Source organism: Streptomyces kurssanovii (genome assembly GCF_040677245.1).
Taxonomy (GTDB): domain Bacteria; phylum Actinomycetota; class Actinomycetes; order Streptomycetales; family Streptomycetaceae; genus Streptomyces; species Streptomyces kurssanovii.
This window is the reverse complement of record NZ_JBFAQK010000020.1, coordinates 72,346-94,301: the sequence shown is the minus strand read 5'-3', so window position 1 is coordinate 94,301 and position 21,956 is coordinate 72,346. Positions and strand designations below refer to the sequence as shown.

The following is a 21,956-nucleotide window of genomic DNA, read 5'->3' as shown; positions in this document are numbered from 1 at the left end:
CCGCAGACGTGTGCCGGGGCCCGGACGTGCTTCCGGTGCCGTAGGAACGTGACCACGCAGCGCTTCGCGCCGCGGTCGGCGACCGTGTAGCCCCTGCACTGGCGCTCGAATAGTCCTGGCGGTAACCGCTTCCGCGCGTGGCGCGTTGGCCGGGCATGAGCCTGCACCCCCCGACCACGCAAGGCCGTCGGCGCCTCGTCGTGCCCGTTCGTGAAGAATCGGTTCCGCACCCGGCCGATCCGCCCATCTACCGTGAGCTTCTCCAACTGTGGGCGAGCCGGGGCAGAACGCTGCCGGGGCGCCGCGACCCCGAGTGGGTCAGACTCGCGGCGCCACCGGCACAGAGCGCGCGGGTCAGCGCGTCTCAGGGCCGGCCAGGTGGCGGGCGATGACCATCCGCTGGATCTGGTTCGTCCCCTCGACGATCTGCAGCACCTTGGCCTCGCGCATGTAGCGCTCCACCGGGAAGTCCAGCGTGTAGCCGTAGCCACCGAGGACCTGGACGGCGTCGGTGGTGACGCTCATCGCCGCGTCCGTGCAGAACAGCTTCGCCATGGCGGCCTGCCGGGAGAACGGCTGTCCCGCGTCCCTCAGCCGGGCAGCGGCGAGGTACAGCGCGCGCCCCGCCTCGATCCGGGTGGCCATGTCCGCGAGCATGAAGCGCAGGCCCTGGAAGTCGGCGATGGGGCGCCCGAACTGCTTGCGTCCGGTGGCGTAGCCGAGCGCCTCGTCCAGCGCGGCCTGCGCGACACCGATGGCACAGGCGGCGATGCCGAGACGGCCCGAGTCGAGGGCGGACAGCGCGATGGCGAAGCCCTGGCCCTCCTCGCCGATGCGGCGCGCGTCGGGGATCCGGACACCGTCGAAGTGGAGCTGGGCGGTGGGCGATCCCTTCATGCCCATCTTCTTCTCGGGTACCGCGGGGTTCAGCCCCGGCGCGTCCCCGGGCACCAGGAACGCGGTGATGCCGCGCGGGCCTTCCACGCCGGTGCGGGCGAGGACCGTGTAGAAGTCGGCGACGCCGCCATGGGTGATCCAGGCCTTCGTCCCGGTGATGACCCAGTCGTCGCCGTCCCGGACCGCCTTGGTGCGCAGCGACGCGGCGTCGGACCCGGAGGCGGGCTCGGAGAGGCAGTAGGCGCCGAGCAGACCGCCGCCGAGCATCGCGGGCAGGTGCTCGCCCTGCTGCTCCTTGGTGCCGTATCCGGCCAGCGCGTGGCAGGACAGGGAATGGACGCTCACGCCGAGACCGACGGTGAGGCGGGCCGCCGCGAGCTCCTCGAGGACCTGGAGATAGACCTCGTACGGCTGGTCCCCGCCGCCGAACTCGGAGTCGTAGGGAAGGCCGAGCAGTCCTGATTCGGACAGCAGCGAGAAGACCTCGCGCGGGAAGTGTCCGGCGTCCTCCTCCTCGGCCGCGCGCGGGGCGATCTCCCGCTGGACGATGTCGCGGACCAGGGTGATCAGATCCCTGGCCTCCTCGGTGGGCAGCTGACGGTCCACCGGCTGCGGTGCGCGGTCGGGCATGGCGGCGCTCTCCTCCCTGTCGGGCGCTGCGGCGGTCACGCGCGAAGGGTGTGGGCGCGCCGCCGGTTGTTCTGCCAGGCCGATGGTGCCCTTCCGGATCACGAAAGAGGCTGCATGGCGGCTTGTGGCGCGCATGAGTATGCCCGATCGGAAGGCGGGCGTCACGGGTGTGCCGGGGGCGAAAGCCGCAGCCCGCGGGGCGGTTCCCGGGAGGTGGGGGCGTTGCCGGCGGGCGTCCCGGAGCTAGATCAGGCCGACCTGGGTGATGAGCATGGCCAGGACCACGACGAGCGTCCAGCCGAGGACGTGCTCGAGGACGTCGGGTCCGTCGTCCGGGCCGCCGGTGCGGGTCGTCGGCAGGGTGCGGTCGGCGGTTGCTGCGTTCGAGGTCATGGTGCGTCTCGTTCGGTCGTCCGGCAGATGGCTCCCCCTGGGGGTCTTTCGTCCGTTTCGGGCGGCAGACCCTGGCCACACAACAGTGCCAGCGACCGCGGCCCCCGGGGTAGAGACGTTCGTCACTGCCGCCGGGGGCCGCGCGGTGCGTCAGTGGACGCCGACGGCCGCCAGAGCCGCACGCTGGGCGGCTGTCGGGTGCGCGGGCCAGTACAGGTAGCAGACGCCTCCTGTGCCGGAGACCACTTTCCCGCTCGCGTTGTAGCGCTTGGTACGGAGCCAGATCTTCTCCCACTCGGCACGGCGGTAGACGCGGCGCACCGCCTCGTTGGTCGGGGAGGCCGGGTCGTTGGCGATCACATCACCGTCGGCGGTGAAGCCGATCACTGTCATGAGGTGGCCGGCGGTGCCGTAGCCGGCCCCTGTCAACTCCTCCTTCAGGAACGACTGGGACGTTATGGCCGGGATGCCGGCGGCGATCAGCGTCTCCAGATCGGTCAGCGAGGTCAGCCGGGTGACGACGGCGCTCATGTCGCGGTAGGTAGCGGCATAGGCTGCGTTGAAAGGCCAGTTGCCGCAGCCTTCGTACTGGTGGTCGAAGGTGAAACGGGCGGCGTGACAGACCTGCGGATCGGCGAACGCGGGGTCGACCCACGCCAGATCGTCGGCCGTCGGCCTCCGGCCCCAGTACTCGATGATCATCTGCGACGACGTGGGGCTGCACCATGCCTCGCCGCCGTTGTCGTACTCCGGGTACTGGCCCACGTGCGTGTTCTGGGAGTACCTCGGCACGATCAGCTCGCGGGCGAGGCCCGGCTCCGACGCCGGTACGCCGAAGCGGTCCGGGATGTCGGAGGTCATCGCGCCCAGCCGCCACACGGTGGGTGTGAGGGAGGTCCCCGGCCGGCGGTAGAGGGTGAGCCGCAGCCGGTACGAGTCCAGGCGCAGCCCGCTCGCGGCGTCGTCGACGGAGAACGTGTCCGTCCAGATGCTCGCCCGGCCGTCGCCCTGGTCGTCCACCGACGTCCGGCGGATGTCCTGGTCGCCGGCGGCCCAGCGGCCCATCACGAACCAGGGCGTCGCCGTGCCGTCCGAGTACTGCCCGCTCAGCTCCACCTGGAGCCATGTCCCGGCGGGGGTGTCCGCGTTCCAGGAGGCGATGGCCTCGGTGGCGGGCACGCGTGAGCGGTGCACCGGCGAGGTCCAGGTCGCGTACTCCCAGCTCGCGGTCGTGCCGGTGTGCGGGTCGGTGTAGTCGGCGGTGCCGGCGGGCCGGGCGATCACCACGCCCGGGCGGAGGCCGGCGACGGCCTTCGTCCCGGCGCGGTCGCCGCAGCGCCAGTCCGTGTACGAGGACCAGAAGCGATTGTCGACGAGCGGCTGCGGGCGCCTGGCGGATGCGGCGGGTGCGGCGGCCGTACCGCTCACGGCGGCCGCCTGCCCGGCGGCGACGGACAGGGTTCCGGCGGTGGCGGCCACCGCGAGCGCGGCGCCCAGAACGTCTCTGCGCGAAGTAGGTCTGGCCATGGGACCCCCAAGTCAGGAGCGCGACAGTGGGGCCACTATCGCGGTTCGCGGCTCGCTTCTGCCAGGGATTCGCCTCGCGTCGCGGAAGCAATATTGGTCTGGTCCACCGGCGCTTCGGCCGTCGGGGTCAGGGAGGTGACCTGGGGCGCCGTACCGGACCGGACTGCCGCGCTGGACGACCGCCTCTTAGGGTGGCCCCATGGACGACCTCGACCGCCGGGCCGCCCGGCTGCACGCGCTGCCGCCCTCGTGCGGCCCTGTGCGCCTGGTCGCGGTGGACGGTCACGCGGGCTCGGGCAAGAGCACCTTCGCCGGCCGGCTCGCCGACGCGCTCGGCGCGGACGTGCCCGTACTGCACCTCGACGATCTGGCCACCCACGAGGAGCTGTTCGACTGGACGGGGCGGATGCTGAACCAGGTGATCGAGCCCTTGGCGCACGGCCGGGACGCGGCGTATCACCCGTACGACTGGAACCTCCGGCGCCTCCTCGCCCCGCGCGTGCTGCCGGCGGCGCCCCTGGTCCTGGTGGAGGGAGTCGGGGCGGGGCGGCGGGCGCTGCGTCCGTATCTCGCGGCGCTGCTGTGGATGGACCGGGGTGCGGAGGAGTCCTGGGAACGCGGCAGAGCCCGTGACGGTGCGGCGCTCTCCGGCTTCTGGGACGGATGGACAGCGGCGGAGATGCGCCATTTCTTGTCCGATCCTTCGGCACCGTTCGCCGATGCCCTGATACGCGAGTGCCCGACGGGCTACGAGTGGCTCCAGGTGCCCGCCGGGACTGCAGGTTCGCACCCGATCGATCACTCGCAGTAATGGCCTTCCCACGGCATTCCGAGGTGTCGGGATTACGTCTCAAGAGTGCCTCAACTCTGCTTGACCGACGGGGCGTACAGGTCTTACGTTCTCAATGTGCGGCTTTCCGAAGCCGTCGCAGACGCGAAGCCCCCGGTTGTTCCCCCGTGATCGGGGGCTTCGTTCTGCCCGTTTTCCTGCTTCTTTCACCCCTCGTGAGCCGTTGCCGCTCACCCTGGGTCACCATCTCCGCGCCGTCACCGGGTCGTTGTGGCGCTCTTAATCGCCGCCCCGTGCGCGGGTACGATGCACGACTGGAAGCCTTTGACGGCTGCCACGCCACAGCGGGCGCCCAACTCCCCCTCGTGGCATGGCTGTTCCGGCAGCGGTCGTGGGCCTCCGCCCGGCGCGACAACACTGGTGCACGGTTTGTAGGGGGGAGTGGGGGGACCCTATGGACATCGGCACGCAAGGGTCACGGTCGCCGGCGGACCTGGCCTGGGTGCGTGGCGTGGACGCCTGCACCATGGGCGCGTACCCGCAGGCCGAAGAGGAGTTCCGCACCGCCGTCCGGCTTGATCCCGGAATGGCCGACGCCTGGCTCGGGCTGCACGCGCTGCGGGTCGACACCTCGACCGCGCTGATCCACATGTACCGCGGCCGCGACCGGTTCGGCGAGCAGCGGGCACGTCACCGCCGCACCCTCAACTCCTGGTACTGGCTGGGCTGGTGGGTGCAGCCGGTACTGGAGAGCGGGCGTGACCTCCTGCTCGCGCACGCCTCCCACTGGCTCGACGGCCGCCATGTGCCCGAGCTCGACCGGGCGCTCGCCGCGCTCCCGCCGGTGGACACCGATCCGCAGGTGCGCTTCCTGCACGCCTGCCGGGCCTATCTCGTCAAGGACTGGGAGCAGCTCGTACGCCATACGGAGCCGCTGGTCGACGACCCGCTGCTGGGCATCGAGGCCGGGCTCTTCGGCGGCATGGCCCGGGTGAGGCTGGAAATGTACGGGCAGGCGGAGCCGCTGCTGTCCGCCGCCCTGATGCGCTGCCGCAGCGAGCAGCCGCAGCGCAAGGAGCTGCGGTACTGGCTGGCGCGGGCGCACGAGGGCACCGGCCGCAGCGCCGCGGCGCTGCCCCTGTACCGCGCGGTGCACCGCATCGATCCGGCCTTCATGGACACCGCGGCCCGCCTGGCGGCCATCGCCGAGTACGACGGGATCGACGTGTACGACGACTCCGTCGGTCTGGCCGCCGTGTCCCTGGCCGGATACGGCGGTGACGCGGCGGACGTCCAGGCGGAGGGCGAGACGGCCCAGGGCCCCGAGTCCCGGTTCGGCGGCGACGCCGGGGTCACCGTGCCGGGGCCCGCGCCGGTCGTGCCGGCCGACGGCCCGCGCCGCAGGTCGGCCGCGCCGTCGCCGTACTCTCCCCCGCAGTTCCCGGCCGGGCCCACCGACCCGGACCTGCTCGCCCAGGCGCTGGCGGAGCTGGAGCGGATGGTGGGGCTCGAGCCGGTGAAGCGGCAGGTGAAGGCGCTGTCGGCACAGTTGGAGATGGCCCGGCTGCGGGCCGTTCAGGGGCTGCCCGTACAGCCACCGAAGCGGCACTTCGTCTTCTCCGGCCCCTCGGGGACGGGCAAGACGACCGTCGCCCGTATCCTCGGCCGGGTCTTCTACGCCCTCGGCCTCCTGGGCGGCGATCACCTCGTGGAGGCCCAACGGTCCGATCTGGTCGGGGAGTTCCTCGGCCAGACGGCGGTGAAGGCCAACGAGCTCATCGACTCGGCGCTCGGGGGCGTGCTCTTCGTCGACGAGGCGTACAGCCTGTCCAACTCCGGCTACAGCAAGGGCGACGCGTACGGCGACGAGGCCTTGCAGGTGCTGCTCAAGCGCGCCGAGGACAACCGCGACCACCTCGTCGTCATCCTGGCCGGCTATCCGGAGGGCATGGACCGGCTGCTCGCCGCCAACCCCGGACTGTCGTCCCGCTTCACCACCCGCGTCGACTTCCCGTCGTACCGGCCGCTGGAACTGACCGCGATCGGCGGGGTGCTGGCCGCCGACAACGGCGACGTATGGGACGAGGAGGCGCGCGACGAGCTCCGCTCGATCAGCGGCCATGTGGTCGACCAGGGCTGGATCGACGAGCTGGGCAACGGCCGCTTCCTGCGCACCCTGTACGAGAAGAGCTGCGCCTACCGCGATCTGCGGCTGTCCGGCTGTCCCGGTCCGCCGACCCGCGAGGACCTGTCGACGCTGCGGCTGCCCGATCTGATGCAGGCGTACGGGGAGGTCCTGTCGGGCCGCGGTCCGGCCGGCCGCGGCCCGCAGGAGCCTCCGTTCGGGTGATCCGTACGCTGCTCAGCCGTTCACGAGCGCTCCGGCGTCGCTGTCCCGCGCGCCGGCGACCGCGGGCGCGGGGCCGGTGGTCACGGCCGGGGCGGAGGCGGTCCGGGAGGTGCCCGGCACCGCGACCCGGTGGGAAGGGTCGCGCACCTCGCCGACGAGCATCTCCAGTACGTCCTCCATCGCTACCAGTCCCAGCACCCGTCCGGACGCGTCGGCGACCTGCGCGAGATGGGTGGCCGCACGGCGCATCACGGTGAGCGCGTCGTCGAGCGGCAGTTCGGCGCGCAGGGTCGCCATCGGCCGCCAGATGTGCTGGGGCACGGCACGCTCCCCGTCCTCGAGATCGAGGACATCCTTGACGTGCAGATATCCCATGAAAGGGCTCTCGCCGTCCGCGCAGACCGGGAAGCGCGAGTAGCCGGTGCGTACGGTCAGCTCCTCCAGCTCCCGGGGGGTGACCGACGGCGTGACCGTGACCAGCGCCGGGCGGGGGATCAGCACGTCGGTGACCGGGCGGCTGCCGAGCTCGAGGGCGTCCTCGAGCCGTTCCTGCTCCGCGGGTGCCAGCAACCCGGCGTGGCCCGCGTCCTCGACGAGCCGGCCCAGCTGCACGCTGGTGAAGACGGCCTCGACCTCGTCCTTCGGTTCGACCCGGAAGGCCCGCAGCACCAGCCGGGAGCAGGCGCCGAGCGCGGTGGTGACGGGGCGGCAGAGCCGGGCGAAGCCGACCAGGCCCGGGCTGAGCCACAGGGCGGTGCGCTCGGGCGCCGCCATGGCGAGGTTCTTCGGCAGCATCTCGCCGACGACGAGGTGCAGGAACACCACGACGGCCAGGGCGATCGCGTAGCCGAGCGGATGGACGATTCCCTCGGGGACATGTGCCGCGTGGAAGACGGGCTCCAGCAGACGGGCGACGGTCGGTTCCGCGACGGCGCCGAGGGTGAGGGAGCAGACGGTGATGCCGAACTGGGCGGCGGCCATCATCTGCGGCAGGTTCTCCAGGCCGTGCAGGACCCGTCGGGCCCGCGAGGAGCCGGCCGCGGCGAGCGGCTCGATCTGGCTGCGGCGTACGGACACCAGGGCGAACTCGGCGCCGACGAAGAATCCGTTGGCCACGACGAGCAGCAGGGCGAAGAGCAGTTGGAGAGCGCTCACCGGGTGGCCCCCGTCATGGCCTCGTCCTGCGTGACGGTGTCGGCGGTGCGCACCAGGCGGACCCGTTCCGCGCGGTAGCGGTCGACCTGGCGCACGGACAGTCGCCAGCCGGGGAGTTCGGCGCGGTCGCCGGGGGCGGGGATGCGTCCCAGCAGGTCGGCGACGAGACCGGCGAGGGTCTCGTACGGTCCGTCGGGCACCTCGAGGCCTATCCGCCGGAGCGTCAGCACACGGCAGCTGCCGTCGGCCTCCCATGCGGGCCGTCCGTCCTCCGGGGCGACGGGCGCCAGTTCCGGACGGGCGTCCGAGTCGGAGTCGTGCTCGTCACGGACCTCGCCGACCAGTTCCTCGATGATGTCCTCGAGGGTGACGACACCGGCCGTGCCGCCGTACTCGTCGACGACGACGGCTATGGGCTGCTCGCTGCGCAGCTGTTCGAGCAGCTGCTGCACCGGGAGGGTCTCCGGCACCATCAGCGGGACGACGGCGATCCGCTCCACGCCGACCCGTCGGCGTTCCTCCGCGCGCACGGCGAGGGCGTCCTTGAGGTGCACCATGCCCACGATCTCGTCGATGCGCTCCCGGTAGACGGGGAAGCGTGAAAGGCCCGTGGCCCGGGTGAGGTTGAGGACGTCCGCCGCGGTGGCGTCGGACTGGAGAGCGCTCACCTTCACCCGCGGGGTCATCACGTGCTGCGCGGTGAGGTGGCCGAGCGACAGGGTGCGGACGAACAGGTCCGCGGTGTCCTGCTCCAGCGTGCCGGCCCGCGCCGAATGGCGGGCCAGCGACATCAGCTCGACCGGGGTGCGCGCGGAGGCCAGCTCCTCGGCGGGCTCCACGCCCGCCAGCCGTACAAGACGGTTGGCGGCGGCGTTCAGCAAGGTGATGACCGGGCGGAAGGCGGACGAGAAGGCGGTCTGCGGGCCTGCCACGAACCTGGCCACCTGGAGCGGCCTGGACACCGCCCAGTTCTTGGGGACCAGTTCGCCGATCACCATCTGGACGGCGGAGGCCAGCAGCATGCCGATGACCACCGCCACACCCGGCACGGCGCCTTCGGGCAGCCCGGTCGCGGTCAGAGGTCCGCCGAGCAGCCCGGCGAGCGCGGGCTGCGCGAGCATTCCGACGACGAGAGAGGTGATGGTGATGCCGAGCTGGGTGCCGGAGAGCTGGAAGGACAGCTCGCGCAGCGCGCCGACGACGCGCCGGGCCCGGCGGTCGCCCTCGGCCGCGGCGCGTTCGGCGTCCGGGCGTTCCACGGTGACGAGTCCGAACTCGGCGGCCACGAAGAAGCCGTTGGCCAGGATGAGAAGGAATGCTGCGGCGAGCAGCAGAAGCGGGACGATCATGCCGCCGCCTCCTGAGAGGGGGCGGCGCAGGTACTACCGGACGATCCGTCCATTGCTGGAGGGAGTCACTCCTCGGGTCGCAGGGTGGCCCCGCCGGCCGACGGGCCGTGCGATGCGGGGCGGGGCGCACTCGGCGCCGCCGCCACCAGAGTAATCAAGCCAGGGCTGTCGAGGGCAGGGGCGCTGCCCCAAATGTCGGTCGCTGCCCTCAGTGTTGGTCCGGCCGGGTGCCGCCGGGTTGCTCCGGCCGGGTCCCATGGGTCTCTGCGAGGGCCCGCAGGGCGCGGGCGTCCTCGACGGCGCGGGCCCTGGCGATACCGGGCTGGATGCCCAGCACCGGCAGGCTTGTGCCGTCGCTGAGATCGAGGAAGACCCAGGGGTCGCCGGAGCGCAGGTTCACCCGCAGGATCTCCGCCCATGCCAGCCGTCGCGTACGGGTGAGGTTGACGACGGTGACCCCGTCGTCGTCGGCGACGACCTTCGGCCGGCTCAGCAGGGCGAGGACCGCGAGGAAGAGCAGGGCCGTGAAGATGAAGCTGACCTGCTCGGGCGGGCTGAGCTTGTCGAGGAGCAGGGTGACGGTGGTGACGGCGGCGAACATGGCCACGCCCACGGTCAGCAGGACGATCCGGGTACGGGTCGGCCTGAAGGTGACCGGGAGCGCGGGCGGCCGAGGCGCCGGAGCAGATGCGGACATGGTGTGTCGTCGGTCTCTCAGAGGCGGCAGGCGTGGATGGCCGTGGTGAGGATGGCCCGCGCGCCGAGCGCGTACAGGTCGTCCATGATCCGCTGGGCCTCCTTGGCCGCGACCATGGAACGCACGGCGACCCACCCCTCGTGGTGCAGGGGGGAGATCGTCGGGGACTCGAGGCCGGGGGTCAGAGCGACGGCCTGCTCCAGGTGTTCGACCCGGCAGTCGTAGTCCATCATCACGTAGCTGCGGGCGACCAGGACGCCCTGGAGGCGGCGCAGGAACTGCTGCACCTTCGGGTCCTCGCCGTCCGCGCCGGTGCGGCGGATGACGACGGCCTCCGAGGTCATGATCGGCTTGCCGATGACCTCGAGCCCCGCGTTGCGCAGGCTGGTGCCGGTCTCGACGACATCGGCGATGACCTGGGCGACACCGAGCTCGATGGCGGTCTCGACGGCACCGTCGAGGTGGACCACGGAGGCGTCGATGCCGCTCTCCGCGAGGTGCGCGGCGACGATGCCCTCGTAGGAGGTGGCGATCGTCATGCCGCCGAAGTCCTCGACACCGGCCGCGGTGCCCGGCTTGGTGGCGTAGCGGAAGGTGGAACGGGCGAAGCCGAGCTGGAGGATCTCCTCGGCGTCGGCGCCGGAGTCGAGCAGCAGGTCACGGCCGGTGATGCCGATGTCGAGCTTGCCGGAGCTGACGTAGATCGCGATGTCACGCGGGCGCAGGTAGAAGAACTCGACCTCGTTCTCGGGGTCGACGAGGACGAGCTCCTTGGACTCCTTGCGCTGCTGGTAGCCGGCCTCATGGAGCATCGCCGACGCAGGTCCGGACAGTGAACCCTTGTTGGGGACGGCGATGCGCAGCATGAGACGGGCTTCCTTTGTTCGCGTGATGTGTGTGCGGAGGGGCGGGCTGGCTCAGAGGTGGGCGTAGACGTCGTCGAGGGAGATTCCGCGTGCGACCATCATCACCTGGACGTGGTACAGCAGTTGCGAGATCTCCTCCGCGGCGGCTTCCTTGCCCTCGTACTCGGCGGCCATCCACACCTCGGCGGCCTCCTCGACGACCTTCTTGCCGATGGCATGGACGCCCTTGCCGACCAGCTCGGCGGTGCGGGAGGTGGCGGGGTCGCCCTCGGCGGCCTTCTGCTGGAGCTCGGCGAAGAGCTCCTCGAACGTCTTATTGGACATGGTGGTCCCAGACTACGCGGAAGCGGCCGCTGCTCAGCGCCAGGGTTCGGATACTGAACGCAGGATGGTCGCGGTGGCGACCGCCGCCGTGACCGCCTCGTGCCCCTTGTCCTCGTTCGAGCCCTCGAGCCCTGCCCGGTCGAGGGCCTGCTCCTCGGTGTCACAGGTCAGCACACCGAAGCCGACGGGGACGCCGGTGTCGATGGAGACCTGGGTCAGGCCCTGGGTGACGCCCTGGCACACGTACTCGAAGTGCGGCGTGCCGCCGCGGATGACGACGCCGAGGGCGACGATCGCGTCGTAGCCGCGGCCCGCGAGCACCTTGGCCACCACGGGCAGCTCGAAGCTGCCCGGGACGCGCAGCAGCGTCGGCTCGTCGATGCCGAGCTCGTGCAGTGCGCGCAGCGCGCCGTCGACGAGACCGTCCATGACCTTCTCGTGCCACTGGGCGGCGATCACCGCTACCCGCAGGTCTCCGCAGTTGCGGACGGACAGTTCGGGCGCACCCTTGCCGCTCATGTTTCTCCCTTAAGCCGTTCTTCTGTGCTGGTCGTGCGGGAACTACTGGTTGCCGCAGGTCGTCGCGGGGGCCGCGTCGAGCCAGGGCAGGTCGTGGCCCATCCGGTCGCGCTTGGTGCGCAGATAGGTCAGGTTGTGCTCGCCCGCCTGGACGGGCATCGGTTCGCGTCCGAGGACGGTGATCCCGTACCTGACGAGCGCGGTCGACTTGTCCGGGTTGTTGGTCATCAGCCGCACGCTGCGCACGCCGAGGTCGGCGAGGATCTGGGCGCCGGCCGCGTAGTCGCGGGCGTCGGCGGGCAGACCGAGCTCGAGGTTGGCGTCGAGGGTGTCCCTGCCCCTCTCCTGGAGCTCGTACGCGCGCAGCTTGGACAGCAGCCCGATGCCGCGGCCCTCGTGCCCGCGCAGATAGACGACGACACCCCGCCCGGCCCTCGTGATGCTCTCCATGGAGGCGTTGAGCTGGGGGCCGCAGTCGCAGCGCAGCGAGTGGAAGATGTCGCCGGTGAGGCATTCGGAGTGGACGCGCACGAGGACGTCGTCGCCGTCGCCGATGTCGCCGTGCACCAGGGCGACATGCTCGACGCCGTCGACGGTCGAGCGGTATCCGTACGCGGTGAACTCACCGGCCGCGGTGGGCAGATGCACCTCGGCCTCGCGCTTGACCGTCGGCTCCTCGCTGCGGCGGTAGGCGATCAGGTCCTCGATGGAGATGATCGTCAGGCCGTGCTTGCGGGCGAACGGCACGAGCTCGGGCAGCCGCAGCATCACGCCGTCCTCGCCGGCGATCTCGACGATCGCGCCGGCGGGGCGCAGGCCCGCGAGCCTGGCGAGGTCCACGGCGGCCTCGGTGTGGCCGGGGCGGGTGAGGACGCCGCCGGGCTTGGCGCGCAGCGGGAAGACGTGCCCCGGGCGTACGAAGTCGGCGGGGCCGGCCTCGCCGCCCGCCAGCAGTTGGAGGGTGACGGCGCGGTCGGCGGCGGAGATGCCGGTCGTCACCCCGTAGGCCGGGCCGGCGTCGACGGAGACGGTGAAGGCGGTCTGCATCGACTCGGTGTTGTGGCCGACCATCTGGGGCAGGTCGAGCCGCTCCAGCTCGTCGGCCTCCATGGGGGCGCAGATCAGGCCGCGGCACTCGCTCATCATGAAGGCGACGACCTCGGGCGTGGCCTTCTCGGCGGCGATGACGAGGTCGCCCTCGTTCTCGCGGTCCTCGTCGTCGACGACCACGACGGGGCGGCCCGCGGCGATGTCGCGGACGGCCTGCTCGACCGGGTCGAGGGAGAGGTCCTCGATGCTGTCGGCGGCGAACCAGGTGGGCAGTGCGGTCATGCTGCCGCTCCTTCCAGTGCGGGCCGGCCGCTCGTCCGCGAGCGCAGCCACCAGTCGCGCAGGCCCCACAGGACGAGCGCGCCGTAGAGGACGTAGACGAAGCCGGAGAAGGCGAAGCCGTTGGCGAAGTTGAGCGGGACGCCGACCAGGTCGACGAGCAGCCAGGCGAACCAGAACTCGACCATGCCGCGGGCCTGGGCGATCATCGCCACGAGGGTGCCGACGAAGATGTACGCGTCGGGCCACGGGTCCCAGGACAGCGACGGGTACAGGGTGAACAGGCCGCCGACCGCGGCGGTGCCGAGGACAGCGCCGCCGATCAGGTAGGCACGCTCACGCCAGGTCGCGAACCGGACGGCGATCGAGCCGTCCTGCGCCTGCTGCCGGCCGCGGCGGGTCCACTGCCAGTAGCCCCACGCGGCCACGGCCATGACCACGACCTGCTTGCCGGCGCTGCCGGTGAGGTGGGACGTGGCGAAGGCGGCGAAGAGGATGACGCCGGAGAGGAACTGGGCGGGCCAGGTCCATATCGAGCGCCGCCAGCCGAGGGCGAGGGCGATCAGCCCGATCGTGTTGCCGATCATGTCCGACCACTTGATGTGCTGTCCGAAGGCCGTGAAGGCCTCGCCGTTCAGCCAGTCGATGGCGCTCACTCGGCACTCTCCTCGGCCTGCGTGCCGAGCAGCCGCTCGACGTACTTGGCGATGACGTCCACCTCGAGGTTGACCGGGTCGCCGGGCTGCTTGATCCCGAGCGTGGTCAGGGCGAGGGTGGTGGGGATGAGGCTGATCGTGAAGTGGTCGGTGCCCGCGTCGACCACGGTAAGGCTCACACCGTCAACCGTGATCGAGCCCTTCTCGACAACGTATCGAGCGAGACCGGAGGGCAGCGAGATCTTGACGATCTCCCAGTTCTCCGACGGGGTGCGCTCGACGACGGTGCCGGTGCCGTCGACATGGCCCTGGACGATGTGGCCGCCGAGCCGGGCGCCGACCGCGGTGGGCCGCTCGAGGTTGACGCGGGAACCGGCCTGGAGCACGCCCAGGCTGGAGCGCTTCAGCGTCTCGGCCATGACGTCAGCGGTGAACTCCCCGTCGCCCGTCTCGACGACGGTCAGGCAGACGCCGTTGACGGCGATGGAGTCGCCGTGCTTCGCGTCCTCGGTGACGATCGGGCCGCGCAGACGGAAGCGGGACGCGTCGCCGAGGTCCTCGACGGCGGTGACCTCGCCCAGCTCTTCGACGATTCCGGTGAACACTCAAGCTCCCTTGGGGACGGTGGCGGTGACGCGCAGGTCGGTTCCGATGCGGACGGTCTCCGTGACATCGAGCCGCAACGCGTCGGTGATGGTGGTGATTCCGGCGTCGGTGAGGGCGGCGGTGCCCGCGCCGAGGAGTACGGGGGCGATGTAGCCGATGACGCGGTCGACGGCTCCGGCGGCGACGAAGGCGCCGGCGAGCGTCGGGCCGCCTTCGAGGAGCACGGACCGCACGCCGCGCGCGTGGAGCGTGGCCAGCAGTGCGGCGATGTCCAGGCCGCCGCCGGACGCGCGGGGCAGCCGCCAGACCTCGCCGAGATGCGCGGTGGCGTCGGGCAGGACGTCCTCGGCCACGGCGACGGCGGTGGGCGCGGCGTCGTCGAGGACCCGCGCGCCCGGCTTCACGGCGACCCCCTCGCTGTCGATCACGACGCGCAGCGGCTGGGTGGCGCCCGCGATGCCGCGGACGGCCAGGTGCGGGTCGTCGGCGCGGGCGGTGCCCGAGCCGACGAGGACGGCGTCGGCCTCGGCGCGCAGCCGGTGGACGTCGGCGCGGGACTCGGGCGAGCTGATCCAGCGGCTGGTGCCGTCGGCGGCGGCGACGCGGCCGTCGAGTGTGGCCGCGTACTTCCAGGTGACGTGGGGGCGGCCGAGGCGTACGGAGGTGAGCCAGCCGGCGTTGCCCGCGGCCGCCTCGTCGGCGAGGAGTCCCTGTTCGACCTCGATCCCGGCGGCGCGCAGGGTGTCGGCGCCTCCGGTGGCCTCGGGGTTGGGGTCGGCGACCGCGTAGACGACGCGGGCGACGCCCGCCTCGGCGAGGGCCTGCGCGCAGGGGCCGGTGCGGCCGGTGTGGTTGCAGGGCTCGAGGGTGACGTACGCGGTGCCGCCGCGGGCGAGGACCCCGGCGGCGCGCAGGGCGTGGATCTCGGCGTGGGGTCCGCCGGCGCGCTGGTGGAAGCCTTCGCCGACCACGTGTCCGGAGGCGTCGGTGATGACGCACCCGACGACCGGGTTGGGGCTGGTGGAGCCGAGTCCGCGGGCGGCGAGCGTGATCGCCCGACGCATGGCGTCTGCTTCGGCTGCGGTGGCCACCGGGTCCTCCTGCCTCTTCGGGCACGGACTCCGGGGCCTGTCGATGACGACAGAGAGCGGAGGAACACCACAGGGGGACGCCGATGCCTGAACGGCGATCGCCACGTGGTGAACGGCGATCGACAGACGGCCGACGCACCTGACGGTGCCATCCGCCGCGCACTGCCTCCCATCCGGACTTTAACCGTCGGTCCAGGAATCTCACCTGGTCAACCGGCCGCTGGCTGCGGACGGGTCGCGGACTGTAACCGCCGGTTCGGAATTGCACCGACCCCGGAGTGCGCTGCTGCTGATACAGGGCCAGTGTGCCACGGCCGGCGCTGAGCCATGCGGGTGATGTCTGTGGACTCGCTCACATACGGGCACGCGGCGTCACCCGCCGTCATATCCGAGACGCAATGGTCCAGACCTATTGACGCTCTGGTCTAGTCCTCTTAATGTCTGCGACACCTCCGCGGACCAGGCCCGCCGGTGTGCGCACACCAGGGCCAACCCCTTTCCCCCATCCGTCAGTTGTGCGAGGCCGAACCCCCCTGCGCTCCTGGCGGGCGATGCAGGGGGATCCCCACCAGGAGGAACTGATCGTGCAGTCCCCCACCCGTACCAGAGCCGGGGCGTCCCTGCTCGCAGCCGGCGCCGCCGCGGCCGCGCTGCTGGCAGGCATGCTCTCCCCCGGCGTCTCCCACGCCGCGTCGCAGGAGAACTGCCGGCCCGACGGGCTCTACGCCACACCCGGCGTCGACGTCCCGTACTGCTCGGTGTACGACACCGAGGGCCGCGAGAAGATGGGCGCGGACCACCAGCGCCGGGTCATCGGCTACTTCACCGGCTGGCGCACCGGCAAGAACGGGCAGCCTGCCTATCTCGCGTCCGACATCCCGTGGGACAAGGTCACCCACATCAACTACGCCTTCGGCCACATCGACTCGTCCCACAAGCTCTCGGTCGGCGCCGACGGGGAGAAGAACGCCGCGACGGGGATGACCTGGCCGGGAGTGACCGGGGCGGAGATGGACCCGGCCCTGCCGTACAAGGGCCACTTCAACCTGCTCAACAAGTTCAAGAAGCAGCACCCGGACGTGAAGACGCTGATCTCCGTCGGCGGCTGGGCGGAGACCGGCGGCTACTTCGACGACAACGGCGTGCGGGTGAACTCGGGCGGCTTCTACTCGATGGCCACCAACGCCGACGGCTCGGTCAACCAGGCGGGGATCAACACCTTCGCCGACTCCGCCGTCGCCTTCATCAAGAAGTACGGCTTCAACGGCGTCGACATCGACTACGAGTACCCGACCTCGATGAAGGACGCCGGCCACCCGGCCGACTTCCCCGTCTCCAACGCCCGCCGGGGCGGCCTCAACAAGGGCTACGCGGCGCTGATGAAGACCCTGCGCGAGAAGCTCGACCGGGCCGGCGCGGCGGACGGCAAGCACTACATGCTCACCGTCGCGGCGCCCTCGTCCGGCTATCTGCTGCGCGGCATGGAGACCTTCCAGGTCCAGAAGTACCTGGACTACGTCAACATCATGTCGTACGACCTGCACGGCGCCTGGAACGAGTACGTCGGCCCGAACGCCTCGCTGTTCGACGACGGCAAGGACGCCGAACTGGCCTCGGCGAACGTCTACGGCAGCGCGCAGTACGGCGGCATCGGCTATCTCAACACCGACTGGGCCTACCACTACTTCCGGGGCTCCATGCCCGCCGGCCGCATCAACATCGGCCTCCCGTACTACACCCGCGGCCACAAGAACGTGCAGGGCGGCACGGACGGCCTGTGGGGCAAGGCCGCCGCGGCCTCCTGCCCGGCCGGCTCCGGCCTCACCAAGTGCGGTGACGGCGCCGTCGGCATCGACAACCTGTGGCACGACAAGGACGACAACGGCAAGGAGTCCCCGGCGGGCTCCAACCCGATGTGGCACGCCAAGAACCTGGAGAAGGGGATCGTCGGCGACTACGTCACGCAGTACGGCTTCCCCGCGGACACCCGGCTGACCGGCACCTACGTGCGCAAGTACGACTCCACGCTGGTCGCACCCTGGCTGTGGAACTCCGAGAAGAAGGTCTTCCTCTCCACCGAGGACGAGCAGTCGGTGGCGGCGAAGGCGGACTACGTGGTCGACCGCGGCATCGGCGGCACGATGGTCTGGGAACTCGCGGGCGACTACGACTGGAACGCGGCGAAGGGCCAGTACGAGATCGGCGACACGCTGACCACGTCGATGTACGAGAAGTTCAAGTCGGCCGCCCCGTACGGGGCGAAGAAGTCCAACAGCCCGCTGCCCACCGACGCGGTGGACATCGCCGTCGACTTCACCGAGTTCAAGCTGGGCGACTCGAACTACCCGATCACGCCCAAGCTGAAGATCACCAACAACACCTCGGCCACGCTGCCCGGTGGCACGGAGTTCCAGTTCGACTACGCGACCGCCGCACCGGCCAACGCCTCCGACCAGTCCGGCTTCGGTACCAAGGTGATCAAGAGCGACCACACCGGCGGCAACACCGGCGGCCTAAAGGGCGACTTCCACCGGGTGTCGCTGAAGCTCCCGGCCTGGCAGTCGCTGGCACCCGGCGGCACGGTCGAGCTGTCGTTCAACTACTACCTGCCGGTCTCGACCCCGTCGAACTGGACGGTGAACATCGCCGGCACGGCGTACGCCCTCGCCGGTGACCTGGGCCGCGGCACGAAGCTGGTCGAGCCCGGATCCGGCTCCTCCCCCTCGCCGTCCCCGTCCGAGCCGGGCACGCCCGGGGCGTGCACCGCACCGGCGTGGAACGCGACGTCCGAGTACGGGGGCGGAGTGACCGTCTCCCACGCGTCGCACCAGTGGAAGTCGAAGTGGTGGACGAAGGGCGAGGAGCCCGGTAGGACCGGGGAGTGGGGTGTCTGGCAGGACCTCGGCGCCTGCTGAGCCTCCTCCCTCGCAGAGCAGCCCGGCGGCGGTCACCGGCTTGCCGCCGCCGGGCCCTGGCCGCCGCCCTCGGGCGGCGGCCTTCGGCCCTTCCGCACCCGCGGACGCGGAGGGCCGGCCCCCGGGACGGGCGCGGCTATCGCGCGGCCGGGAGCCGGTAGACGGAGACGTGGGACCGCGACTCGGCGGTGAAGGCGGCGCCGGCCCAGTCGGCGTGCCTGGCCTCCAGGTCGAATCCGGCCAGCTGAGCCATGAGGTCGAGTTCGGCGGGCCAGATGTAACGGTGGGGGCTGCGGAACAGCTGTGCCTGCTCGGTCTCGTCGAACCGGAAGTGGTGCGACACGACGTGCTGGCGCAGGACGTCGTAGGTGTCCAGGCCGATGTAGCCGGGGTCGTACTGCCAGACGGTGGCCGCCTGGCCCGGTGGCAGCTTGCGCAGCTCGGGTACCCATAGCTCGACCACGAACCGGCCGCCGGGCTCGAGGTGACGGGCGGCGTTGCGGAAGCACTCGACCTGTCCGGCCTGGGTGAGCAGGTTGGAGATCGTGTTGTAGACGAGGTAGACCAGGGAGAATTTCCCAGGAGCGACAGTGGTCGCCATGTCACCCACGACCACGGGGATCGTCGCTTCGTCCGCCTTGGTGCGCAGTTGCTCGATCATCGGCTCTGACATCTCGATGCCGGCGACCGGCACCCCACGCCCGGCGAGCGGAACCGCTACCCGGCCGGTCCCGATGGCGAACTCGAGCGCCGCCCCCTCCCCCGCGAGCTCGGCGAGGCGGTCCACGGTCGGCCCCAGGACCTCCGGCGCGAACATGCCGGATCCGGGTGTGTCGTACCGCCGGGCGACATCAGCGCCCCAGAGATTGCCCTTCTGCATTCCCCCAACGCTCGCCGCCGGCCGGGGTGATGTCCAGCGAATATCCGGCCCGCCACGGCAGCGCCGGGGACGCACGCTCAGGACCGTACGCCGGCACCGGGGGCCGGTCGGGTGCCGCCGTCGGGCCGGGGAGGCGCGATCGAAGCGAGGAAGTCGTCGAGCATGGCGACCTGTACGTCCTCCGGGAATCGGCCGGGGTCGAAGAGGGCCTGGACGACGAGTCCGTGGGTGAAGGCGACGGCGGTGGCGGCGAGTTGCTCCGGGTCGGCGGCCGCGGGCAGCTCGCCGAGTTCACGTGCGGCGGCGAGGTGCGGACGGATCGTCGAGCGCAGCCGGCTGTAGCGGTCGGCCTGTTCCGTGGTCAGCCCGTCGTCGGCGAGGGAGAGGTCCCAGGAGCTGACCCAGATGCGGTTGCGGGCGGTGTCCCCAGGGGTCAGCGGCAGGATGTCCATGAGCACGGCGCGGACGGCGGCGAGGCCCGCGGCGGGCCGCGCGCGTCGGGGCCTCTCGGCGGTGCGCTTCTCCAGCAGGTCCAAGGCGTGCGTGACCAGGGCCCGTTTGGTCGGGAAGTAGTGCATGAGCATCCCGGTCGAGACCCCCATCGCGGCGGCGACGGCTCGCAGGGTCAGCCCGCCGAACCCCTTGTCGGCGAGTACGCGCCACACCGCCTCCGACACGTCCTTGCGGCGGGCTTCACGGTCTCCGGGTGCGGGTGGCATGCTGCCATCCTACGTACCGAACGCTCGTTACGCACCTGGAGAGCGAGGCTTCCCATGTTCACCCTGCCGCTCGGCGACCATGCCGAACTCGGCCCACTGGAACCCTGGCAGGCACCGGAGTTCCTGTCTCACATCGACCGGGCCCGGGCCTCCGTGGATCCCTGGATACCCTGGGCGACGTTCAGCACCGACCTCGACTCGGCCACGGCTTCCCTCCAGCGCTACGCCGACCGCCTGGCCGACGACACCGGCCGCATCTACGGGATCCGGCTGGACGGCACGCTGGTCGGCGGCGTCATGTTCACCCGCTTCGACAGCGCTTCCGGGGTGTGCGAGGTCGGCTGCTGGCTGGAGCGGGCCGGGGAGGGGCGGGGCCTCGTGACCCGTGCCTGCCGGGTTCTGATCGACTGGGCCTTCCAGGAACGCGGGATGAGCCGCGTCGAATGGTGGGTCGCGTCGGGCAACAGCCGCAGTATCGAAGTGGCGCGCCGGCTGGGCATGACCCGCGACGGTGTCCTGAGGCAGCGTTCCTCGTACCGGGGTGTGCGGTACGACACCGAGGTGTGGTCGGTCCTCGCCACGGAACGGCCGCCTGCCGCGGAGGTGCCGGAGGCAGGCGTCCGGGCCGAACTCGCCCGGCTGATGGGCGTGTTCGTCGGCGGCTTCACCAACACCGGCGGTTCCCGGCCGGACCTCGGCGTCATCCGCGATGTTTTCATCCCGCAGGGGATGATCATCGCGAACGTCGGGGACGAGCCCGTGATCTACAACCTCGACGCGTTCATCGAGCCCCGGCAGAAGATGCTCACGGACGGGACGCTCACCGAGTTCTCGGAGCGAGAGGTCGCCGAGCGGACCGAGATCTTCGGATCGGTCGCGCACCGGTTCAGCGAATACCGCAAGTCGGGCTTCCACCGCGGCGAGTGGTTCGAGGGATCCGGCTGCAAGACCACCCAGTTCGTCCGGACCCCGGCAGGGTGGAAAATGTCGTCGCTGGCCTGGGACGACGCGCCCGCCATCGCCACCGGCACCGGCACCGGCACCGGATGACCGTGCCGATCATGGTGGCGGTCAGCCGAACAGCTCCCCCCGCGCCGAATCTCCCGCCGTCAGCAGCGCGCCGCTGAGGACCGCGGCGTCGCCGAGTACACCGGCACGGACCTGAGTCCGCAGCGGGGACAGGGTGGCCACCCGCGACTCGACGCGCGACGCCAGGGCATCGCCGCCCGCGTGGCCGGTCTCGCCGCCGAGGACCACGCACCCGGGGTCCAGGACCGCGGCCACCGCCGCCGCGCCGAGGGCGAGCCGGTCGGCGAGGGCGTCGAGGAAGTCGCCGCGGTCCTCGGCCACGGCCGCCGCCACCACGCCTGCCGCCGTCTCGCCCACGAGTCCGTACCGCTCCCCCAGTCCGCGGATCGCCGCCGCCCCGGCCAGCGAGTGGAAGCCGCCGGTGCAGTCGACGGCGGAGGGTATGCCCGCCGTGCCCGGCACCGGCAGGAAGCCGATCTCGCCCGCCCCGCCGGACGCCCCCCTCCTCAGCCGGCCGTCGAGGAAGATTCCCGCGCCGACCCCCTGCCCCAGCCAGAGGAACGCGAAGGATTCGCGGTCGCCCGCGGCCCCGAGGCGCTGTTCGGCCACGGCCGCGAGGTTGGTCTCGTTCTCGACGATCACCCGGGCGGGCAGCCGCTGCTGCAGCGCCGCCACCAGCATGCGATGCCAGGCCGGCAGGCCGGTCGTGTCGCGGAGTTCGCCGGTCGACGGGTCGATGAGACCGGGCGCGCCGACGCAGACGCTGTGCAGCGCGGCGGCTCCGGCGTCCCGGGACGTGCGCTCCACCAGCGCCGCGGCACGTTGCACGACGGGCCCGGGCTCGCTGTCGCCGCCGATGGGCAGGGACGCTTCCGCGAGACGCGTCCCGAGCAGGTCCGCGACGACGACGGAGACGCTTTCGGTGCGTACGTCGAGCGCCGCGAGGTGCGCGCGGTCGGCGACGATCCCGTACAGCCGGGCGTTCGGTCCGCGCCGGTCGGCGCCCGTTTCGCCGACCACCCGGATGAGCCCGGCCCCCTGCAACCGATCCACGAGGTCGGCGACGGTGGGCCGGGAGAGGCCGGTCCTGGTCTTGAGCTGTCCTGCCGTCAACGGGCCCTCCTGCCGGAGGAGTTCCAGGGCGAGCCGGTCGTTGATGGCCCGGGCGGTGCTCGGGGAAGCGCGCATGCCGGAATCCTTCCAGACACATACCGCCTATTTATCAGGCAGGGTT

At 71.4% G+C, this 21,956-nt stretch carries 20 protein-coding genes and 1 riboswitch; of the genes, 4 read left to right on the top strand and 16 right to left on the bottom strand.

Annotation, left to right across the window (positions count from 1 at the left end):
• Positions 1-354: 354 nt before the first annotated feature.
• From AB0K36_RS16960 to AB0K36_RS16950, 3 genes are all read right to left on the bottom strand, one after another.
• Positions 355-1,527 (bottom strand): acyl-CoA dehydrogenase family protein, encoded by a 1,173-nt coding sequence (locus AB0K36_RS16960; protein WP_364594465.1) that lies wholly within the window; start codon positions 1,525-1,527, stop codon positions 355-357.
• 243 nt (positions 1,528-1,770) lie between these two features.
• On the bottom strand, positions 1,771-1,920 hold the full coding sequence (locus tag AB0K36_RS16955) for an SCO1431 family membrane protein (protein ID WP_364594409.1): 150 nt from the start codon (positions 1,918-1,920) through the stop codon (positions 1,771-1,773).
• Positions 1,921-2,070: 150 nt separating this feature from the next.
• Positions 2,071-3,447: a C39 family peptidase gene (locus AB0K36_RS16950; protein WP_364594406.1), complete on the bottom strand. Its 1,377-nt coding sequence runs from the start codon at positions 3,445-3,447 to the stop codon at positions 2,071-2,073.
• A 199-nt stretch (positions 3,448-3,646) separates the two neighbouring features.
• Here AB0K36_RS16950 and AB0K36_RS16945 point away from each other — a divergent pair, with 199 nt between their 5' ends.
• Complete coding sequence (locus tag AB0K36_RS16945; RefSeq protein ID WP_364594403.1) at positions 3,647-4,258, top strand: uridine kinase family protein; 612 nt, start codon at positions 3,647-3,649, stop codon at positions 4,256-4,258.
• Between the two features lie 433 nt (positions 4,259-4,691).
• Positions 4,692-6,587 (top strand): AAA family ATPase, encoded by a 1,896-nt coding sequence (locus AB0K36_RS16940; protein WP_364594400.1) that lies wholly within the window; start codon positions 4,692-4,694, stop codon positions 6,585-6,587.
• 12 nt (positions 6,588-6,599) lie between these two features.
• Here the strand turns inward: AB0K36_RS16940 and AB0K36_RS16935 are convergent, their stop codons facing one another.
• From AB0K36_RS16935 to ribD, 10 genes are all read right to left on the bottom strand, one after another.
• The gene (locus tag AB0K36_RS16935) at positions 6,600-7,742 is read right to left on the bottom strand and encodes a hemolysin family protein (RefSeq protein ID WP_364594397.1); all 1,143 of its coding nucleotides are present in this window, start codon (positions 7,740-7,742) and stop codon (positions 6,600-6,602) included.
• A complete protein-coding gene (locus tag AB0K36_RS16930; RefSeq protein WP_364594394.1) occupies positions 7,739-9,091 on the bottom strand; it encodes a hemolysin family protein in 1,353 nt (450 codons plus the stop codon). The genes AB0K36_RS16935 and AB0K36_RS16930 overlap by 4 nt, the downstream gene beginning before the upstream one ends.
• A 208-nt stretch (positions 9,092-9,299) precedes the next feature.
• Positions 9,300-9,788 (bottom strand): PH domain-containing protein, encoded by a 489-nt coding sequence (locus tag AB0K36_RS16925; protein WP_364594391.1) that lies wholly within the window; start codon positions 9,786-9,788, stop codon positions 9,300-9,302.
• 17 nt (positions 9,789-9,805) lie between these two features.
• On the bottom strand, positions 9,806-10,654 hold the full coding sequence (gene hisG, locus AB0K36_RS16920; protein ID WP_005319998.1) for an ATP phosphoribosyltransferase: 849 nt from the start codon (positions 10,652-10,654) through the stop codon (positions 9,806-9,808).
• Positions 10,655-10,705: 51 nt separating this feature from the next.
• Positions 10,706-10,978: a phosphoribosyl-ATP diphosphatase gene (locus tag AB0K36_RS16915; protein WP_005319995.1), complete on the bottom strand. Its 273-nt coding sequence runs from the start codon at positions 10,976-10,978 to the stop codon at positions 10,706-10,708.
• Positions 10,979-11,011: 33 nt separating this feature from the next.
• Positions 11,012-11,497, bottom strand: a complete 486-nt coding sequence (gene ribH, locus AB0K36_RS16910; protein WP_159693905.1) for a 6,7-dimethyl-8-ribityllumazine synthase — start codon at positions 11,495-11,497, stop codon at positions 11,012-11,014.
• Positions 11,498-11,539: 42 nt separating this feature from the next.
• Positions 11,540-12,829 carry a bifunctional 3,4-dihydroxy-2-butanone-4-phosphate synthase/GTP cyclohydrolase II gene (locus tag AB0K36_RS16905; RefSeq protein ID WP_364594386.1) on the bottom strand — a complete coding sequence of 430 codons (1,290 nt, stop codon included), beginning with the start codon at positions 12,827-12,829 and terminating at the stop codon, positions 11,540-11,542.
• Positions 12,826-13,473 carry a nicotinamide mononucleotide transporter family protein gene (locus tag AB0K36_RS16900; RefSeq protein ID WP_189473692.1) on the bottom strand — a complete coding sequence of 216 codons (648 nt, stop codon included), beginning with the start codon at positions 13,471-13,473 and terminating at the stop codon, positions 12,826-12,828. Before AB0K36_RS16900 ends, AB0K36_RS16905 begins: the two co-directional genes overlap by 4 nt.
• Positions 13,474-13,478: 5 nt before the next feature.
• A complete protein-coding gene (locus tag AB0K36_RS16895) occupies positions 13,479-14,087 on the bottom strand; it encodes a riboflavin synthase (protein WP_159693903.1) in 609 nt (202 codons plus the stop codon).
• Complete coding sequence (gene ribD / locus AB0K36_RS16890; RefSeq protein WP_364594383.1) at positions 14,088-15,179, bottom strand: bifunctional diaminohydroxyphosphoribosylaminopyrimidine deaminase/5-amino-6-(5-phosphoribosylamino)uracil reductase RibD; 1,092 nt, start codon at positions 15,177-15,179, stop codon at positions 14,088-14,090. It abuts the gene before it with no gap.
• A gap of 155 nt (positions 15,180-15,334) precedes the next feature.
• Positions 15,335-15,465, bottom strand: a riboswitch (FMN riboswitch).
• A 265-nt stretch (positions 15,466-15,730) separates the two neighbouring features.
• Here ribD and AB0K36_RS16885 point away from each other — a divergent pair.
• Positions 15,731-18,094, top strand: coding sequence for a chitinase C-terminal domain-containing protein (locus AB0K36_RS16885; protein WP_435877877.1), 2,364 nt, complete (start codon positions 15,731-15,733; stop codon positions 18,092-18,094).
• 136 nt (positions 18,095-18,230) lie between these two features.
• Here AB0K36_RS16885 and AB0K36_RS16880 read toward each other — a convergent pair whose 3' ends face one another.
• Both AB0K36_RS16880 and AB0K36_RS16875 read right to left on the bottom strand, forming a co-directional pair.
• Positions 18,231-18,974, bottom strand: coding sequence for a class I SAM-dependent methyltransferase (locus AB0K36_RS16880; RefSeq protein WP_364594377.1), 744 nt, complete (start codon positions 18,972-18,974; stop codon positions 18,231-18,233).
• Positions 18,975-19,051: 77 nt separating this feature from the next.
• Complete coding sequence (locus AB0K36_RS16875; protein WP_364594374.1) at positions 19,052-19,693, bottom strand: TetR/AcrR family transcriptional regulator; 642 nt, start codon at positions 19,691-19,693, stop codon at positions 19,052-19,054.
• A 54-nt stretch (positions 19,694-19,747) separates the two neighbouring features.
• Between AB0K36_RS16875 and AB0K36_RS16870 the strand changes: the two genes are divergently transcribed.
• Positions 19,748-20,743, top strand: a complete 996-nt coding sequence (locus AB0K36_RS16870; protein ID WP_364594371.1) for a GNAT family N-acetyltransferase — start codon at positions 19,748-19,750, stop codon at positions 20,741-20,743.
• 21 nt (positions 20,744-20,764) lie between these two features.
• Here the strand turns inward: AB0K36_RS16870 and AB0K36_RS16865 are convergent, their stop codons facing one another.
• Complete coding sequence (locus AB0K36_RS16865) at positions 20,765-21,910, bottom strand: ROK family transcriptional regulator (protein ID WP_364594368.1); 1,146 nt, start codon at positions 21,908-21,910, stop codon at positions 20,765-20,767.
• Between the last annotated feature and the right edge of the window lie 46 nt (positions 21,911-21,956).

What these genes read in the sequence shown, in the direction of transcription:
- AB0K36_RS16945 (WP_364594403.1), top strand. Translation starts at nt 3,647, where the DNA reads ATGGACGACCTCGACCGCCGGGCCGCCCGGCTGCACGCGCTGCCGCCC.
- ribH (WP_159693905.1), bottom strand. Translation starts at nt 11,497, where the DNA reads ATGAGCGGCAAGGGTGCGCCCGAACTGTCCGTCCGCAACTGCGGAGAC.
- AB0K36_RS16880 (WP_364594377.1), bottom strand. Translation starts at nt 18,974, where the DNA reads ATGCAGAAGGGCAATCTCTGGGGCGCTGATGTCGCCCGGCGGTACGAC.
- AB0K36_RS16940 (WP_364594400.1), top strand. Translation starts at nt 4,692, where the DNA reads ATGGACATCGGCACGCAAGGGTCACGGTCGCCGGCGGACCTGGCCTGG.
- AB0K36_RS16865 (WP_364594368.1), bottom strand. Translation starts at nt 21,910, where the DNA reads ATGCGCGCTTCCCCGAGCACCGCCCGGGCCATCAACGACCGGCTCGCC.
- AB0K36_RS16925 (WP_364594391.1), bottom strand. Translation starts at nt 9,788, where the DNA reads ATGTCCGCATCTGCTCCGGCGCCTCGGCCGCCCGCGCTCCCGGTCACC.
- AB0K36_RS16955 (WP_364594409.1), bottom strand. Translation starts at nt 1,920, where the DNA reads ATGACCTCGAACGCAGCAACCGCCGACCGCACCCTGCCGACGACCCGC.
- AB0K36_RS16930 (WP_364594394.1), bottom strand. Translation starts at nt 9,091, where the DNA reads ATGATCGTCCCGCTTCTGCTGCTCGCCGCAGCATTCCTTCTCATCCTG.
- AB0K36_RS16960 (WP_364594465.1), bottom strand. Translation starts at nt 1,527, where the DNA reads ATGCCCGACCGCGCACCGCAGCCGGTGGACCGTCAGCTGCCCACCGAG.
- AB0K36_RS16950 (WP_364594406.1), bottom strand. Translation starts at nt 3,447, where the DNA reads ATGGCCAGACCTACTTCGCGCAGAGACGTTCTGGGCGCCGCGCTCGCG.
- AB0K36_RS16885 (WP_435877877.1), top strand. Translation starts at nt 15,731, where the DNA reads ATGCAGGGGGATCCCCACCAGGAGGAACTGATCGTGCAGTCCCCCACC.
- AB0K36_RS16915 (WP_005319995.1), bottom strand. Translation starts at nt 10,978, where the DNA reads ATGTCCAATAAGACGTTCGAGGAGCTCTTCGCCGAGCTCCAGCAGAAG.
- AB0K36_RS16905 (WP_364594386.1), bottom strand. Translation starts at nt 12,829, where the DNA reads ATGACCGCACTGCCCACCTGGTTCGCCGCCGACAGCATCGAGGACCTC.
- AB0K36_RS16875 (WP_364594374.1), bottom strand. Translation starts at nt 19,693, where the DNA reads ATGCCACCCGCACCCGGAGACCGTGAAGCCCGCCGCAAGGACGTGTCG.
- hisG (WP_005319998.1), bottom strand. Translation starts at nt 10,654, where the DNA reads ATGCTGCGCATCGCCGTCCCCAACAAGGGTTCACTGTCCGGACCTGCG.
- AB0K36_RS16870 (WP_364594371.1), top strand. Translation starts at nt 19,748, where the DNA reads ATGTTCACCCTGCCGCTCGGCGACCATGCCGAACTCGGCCCACTGGAA.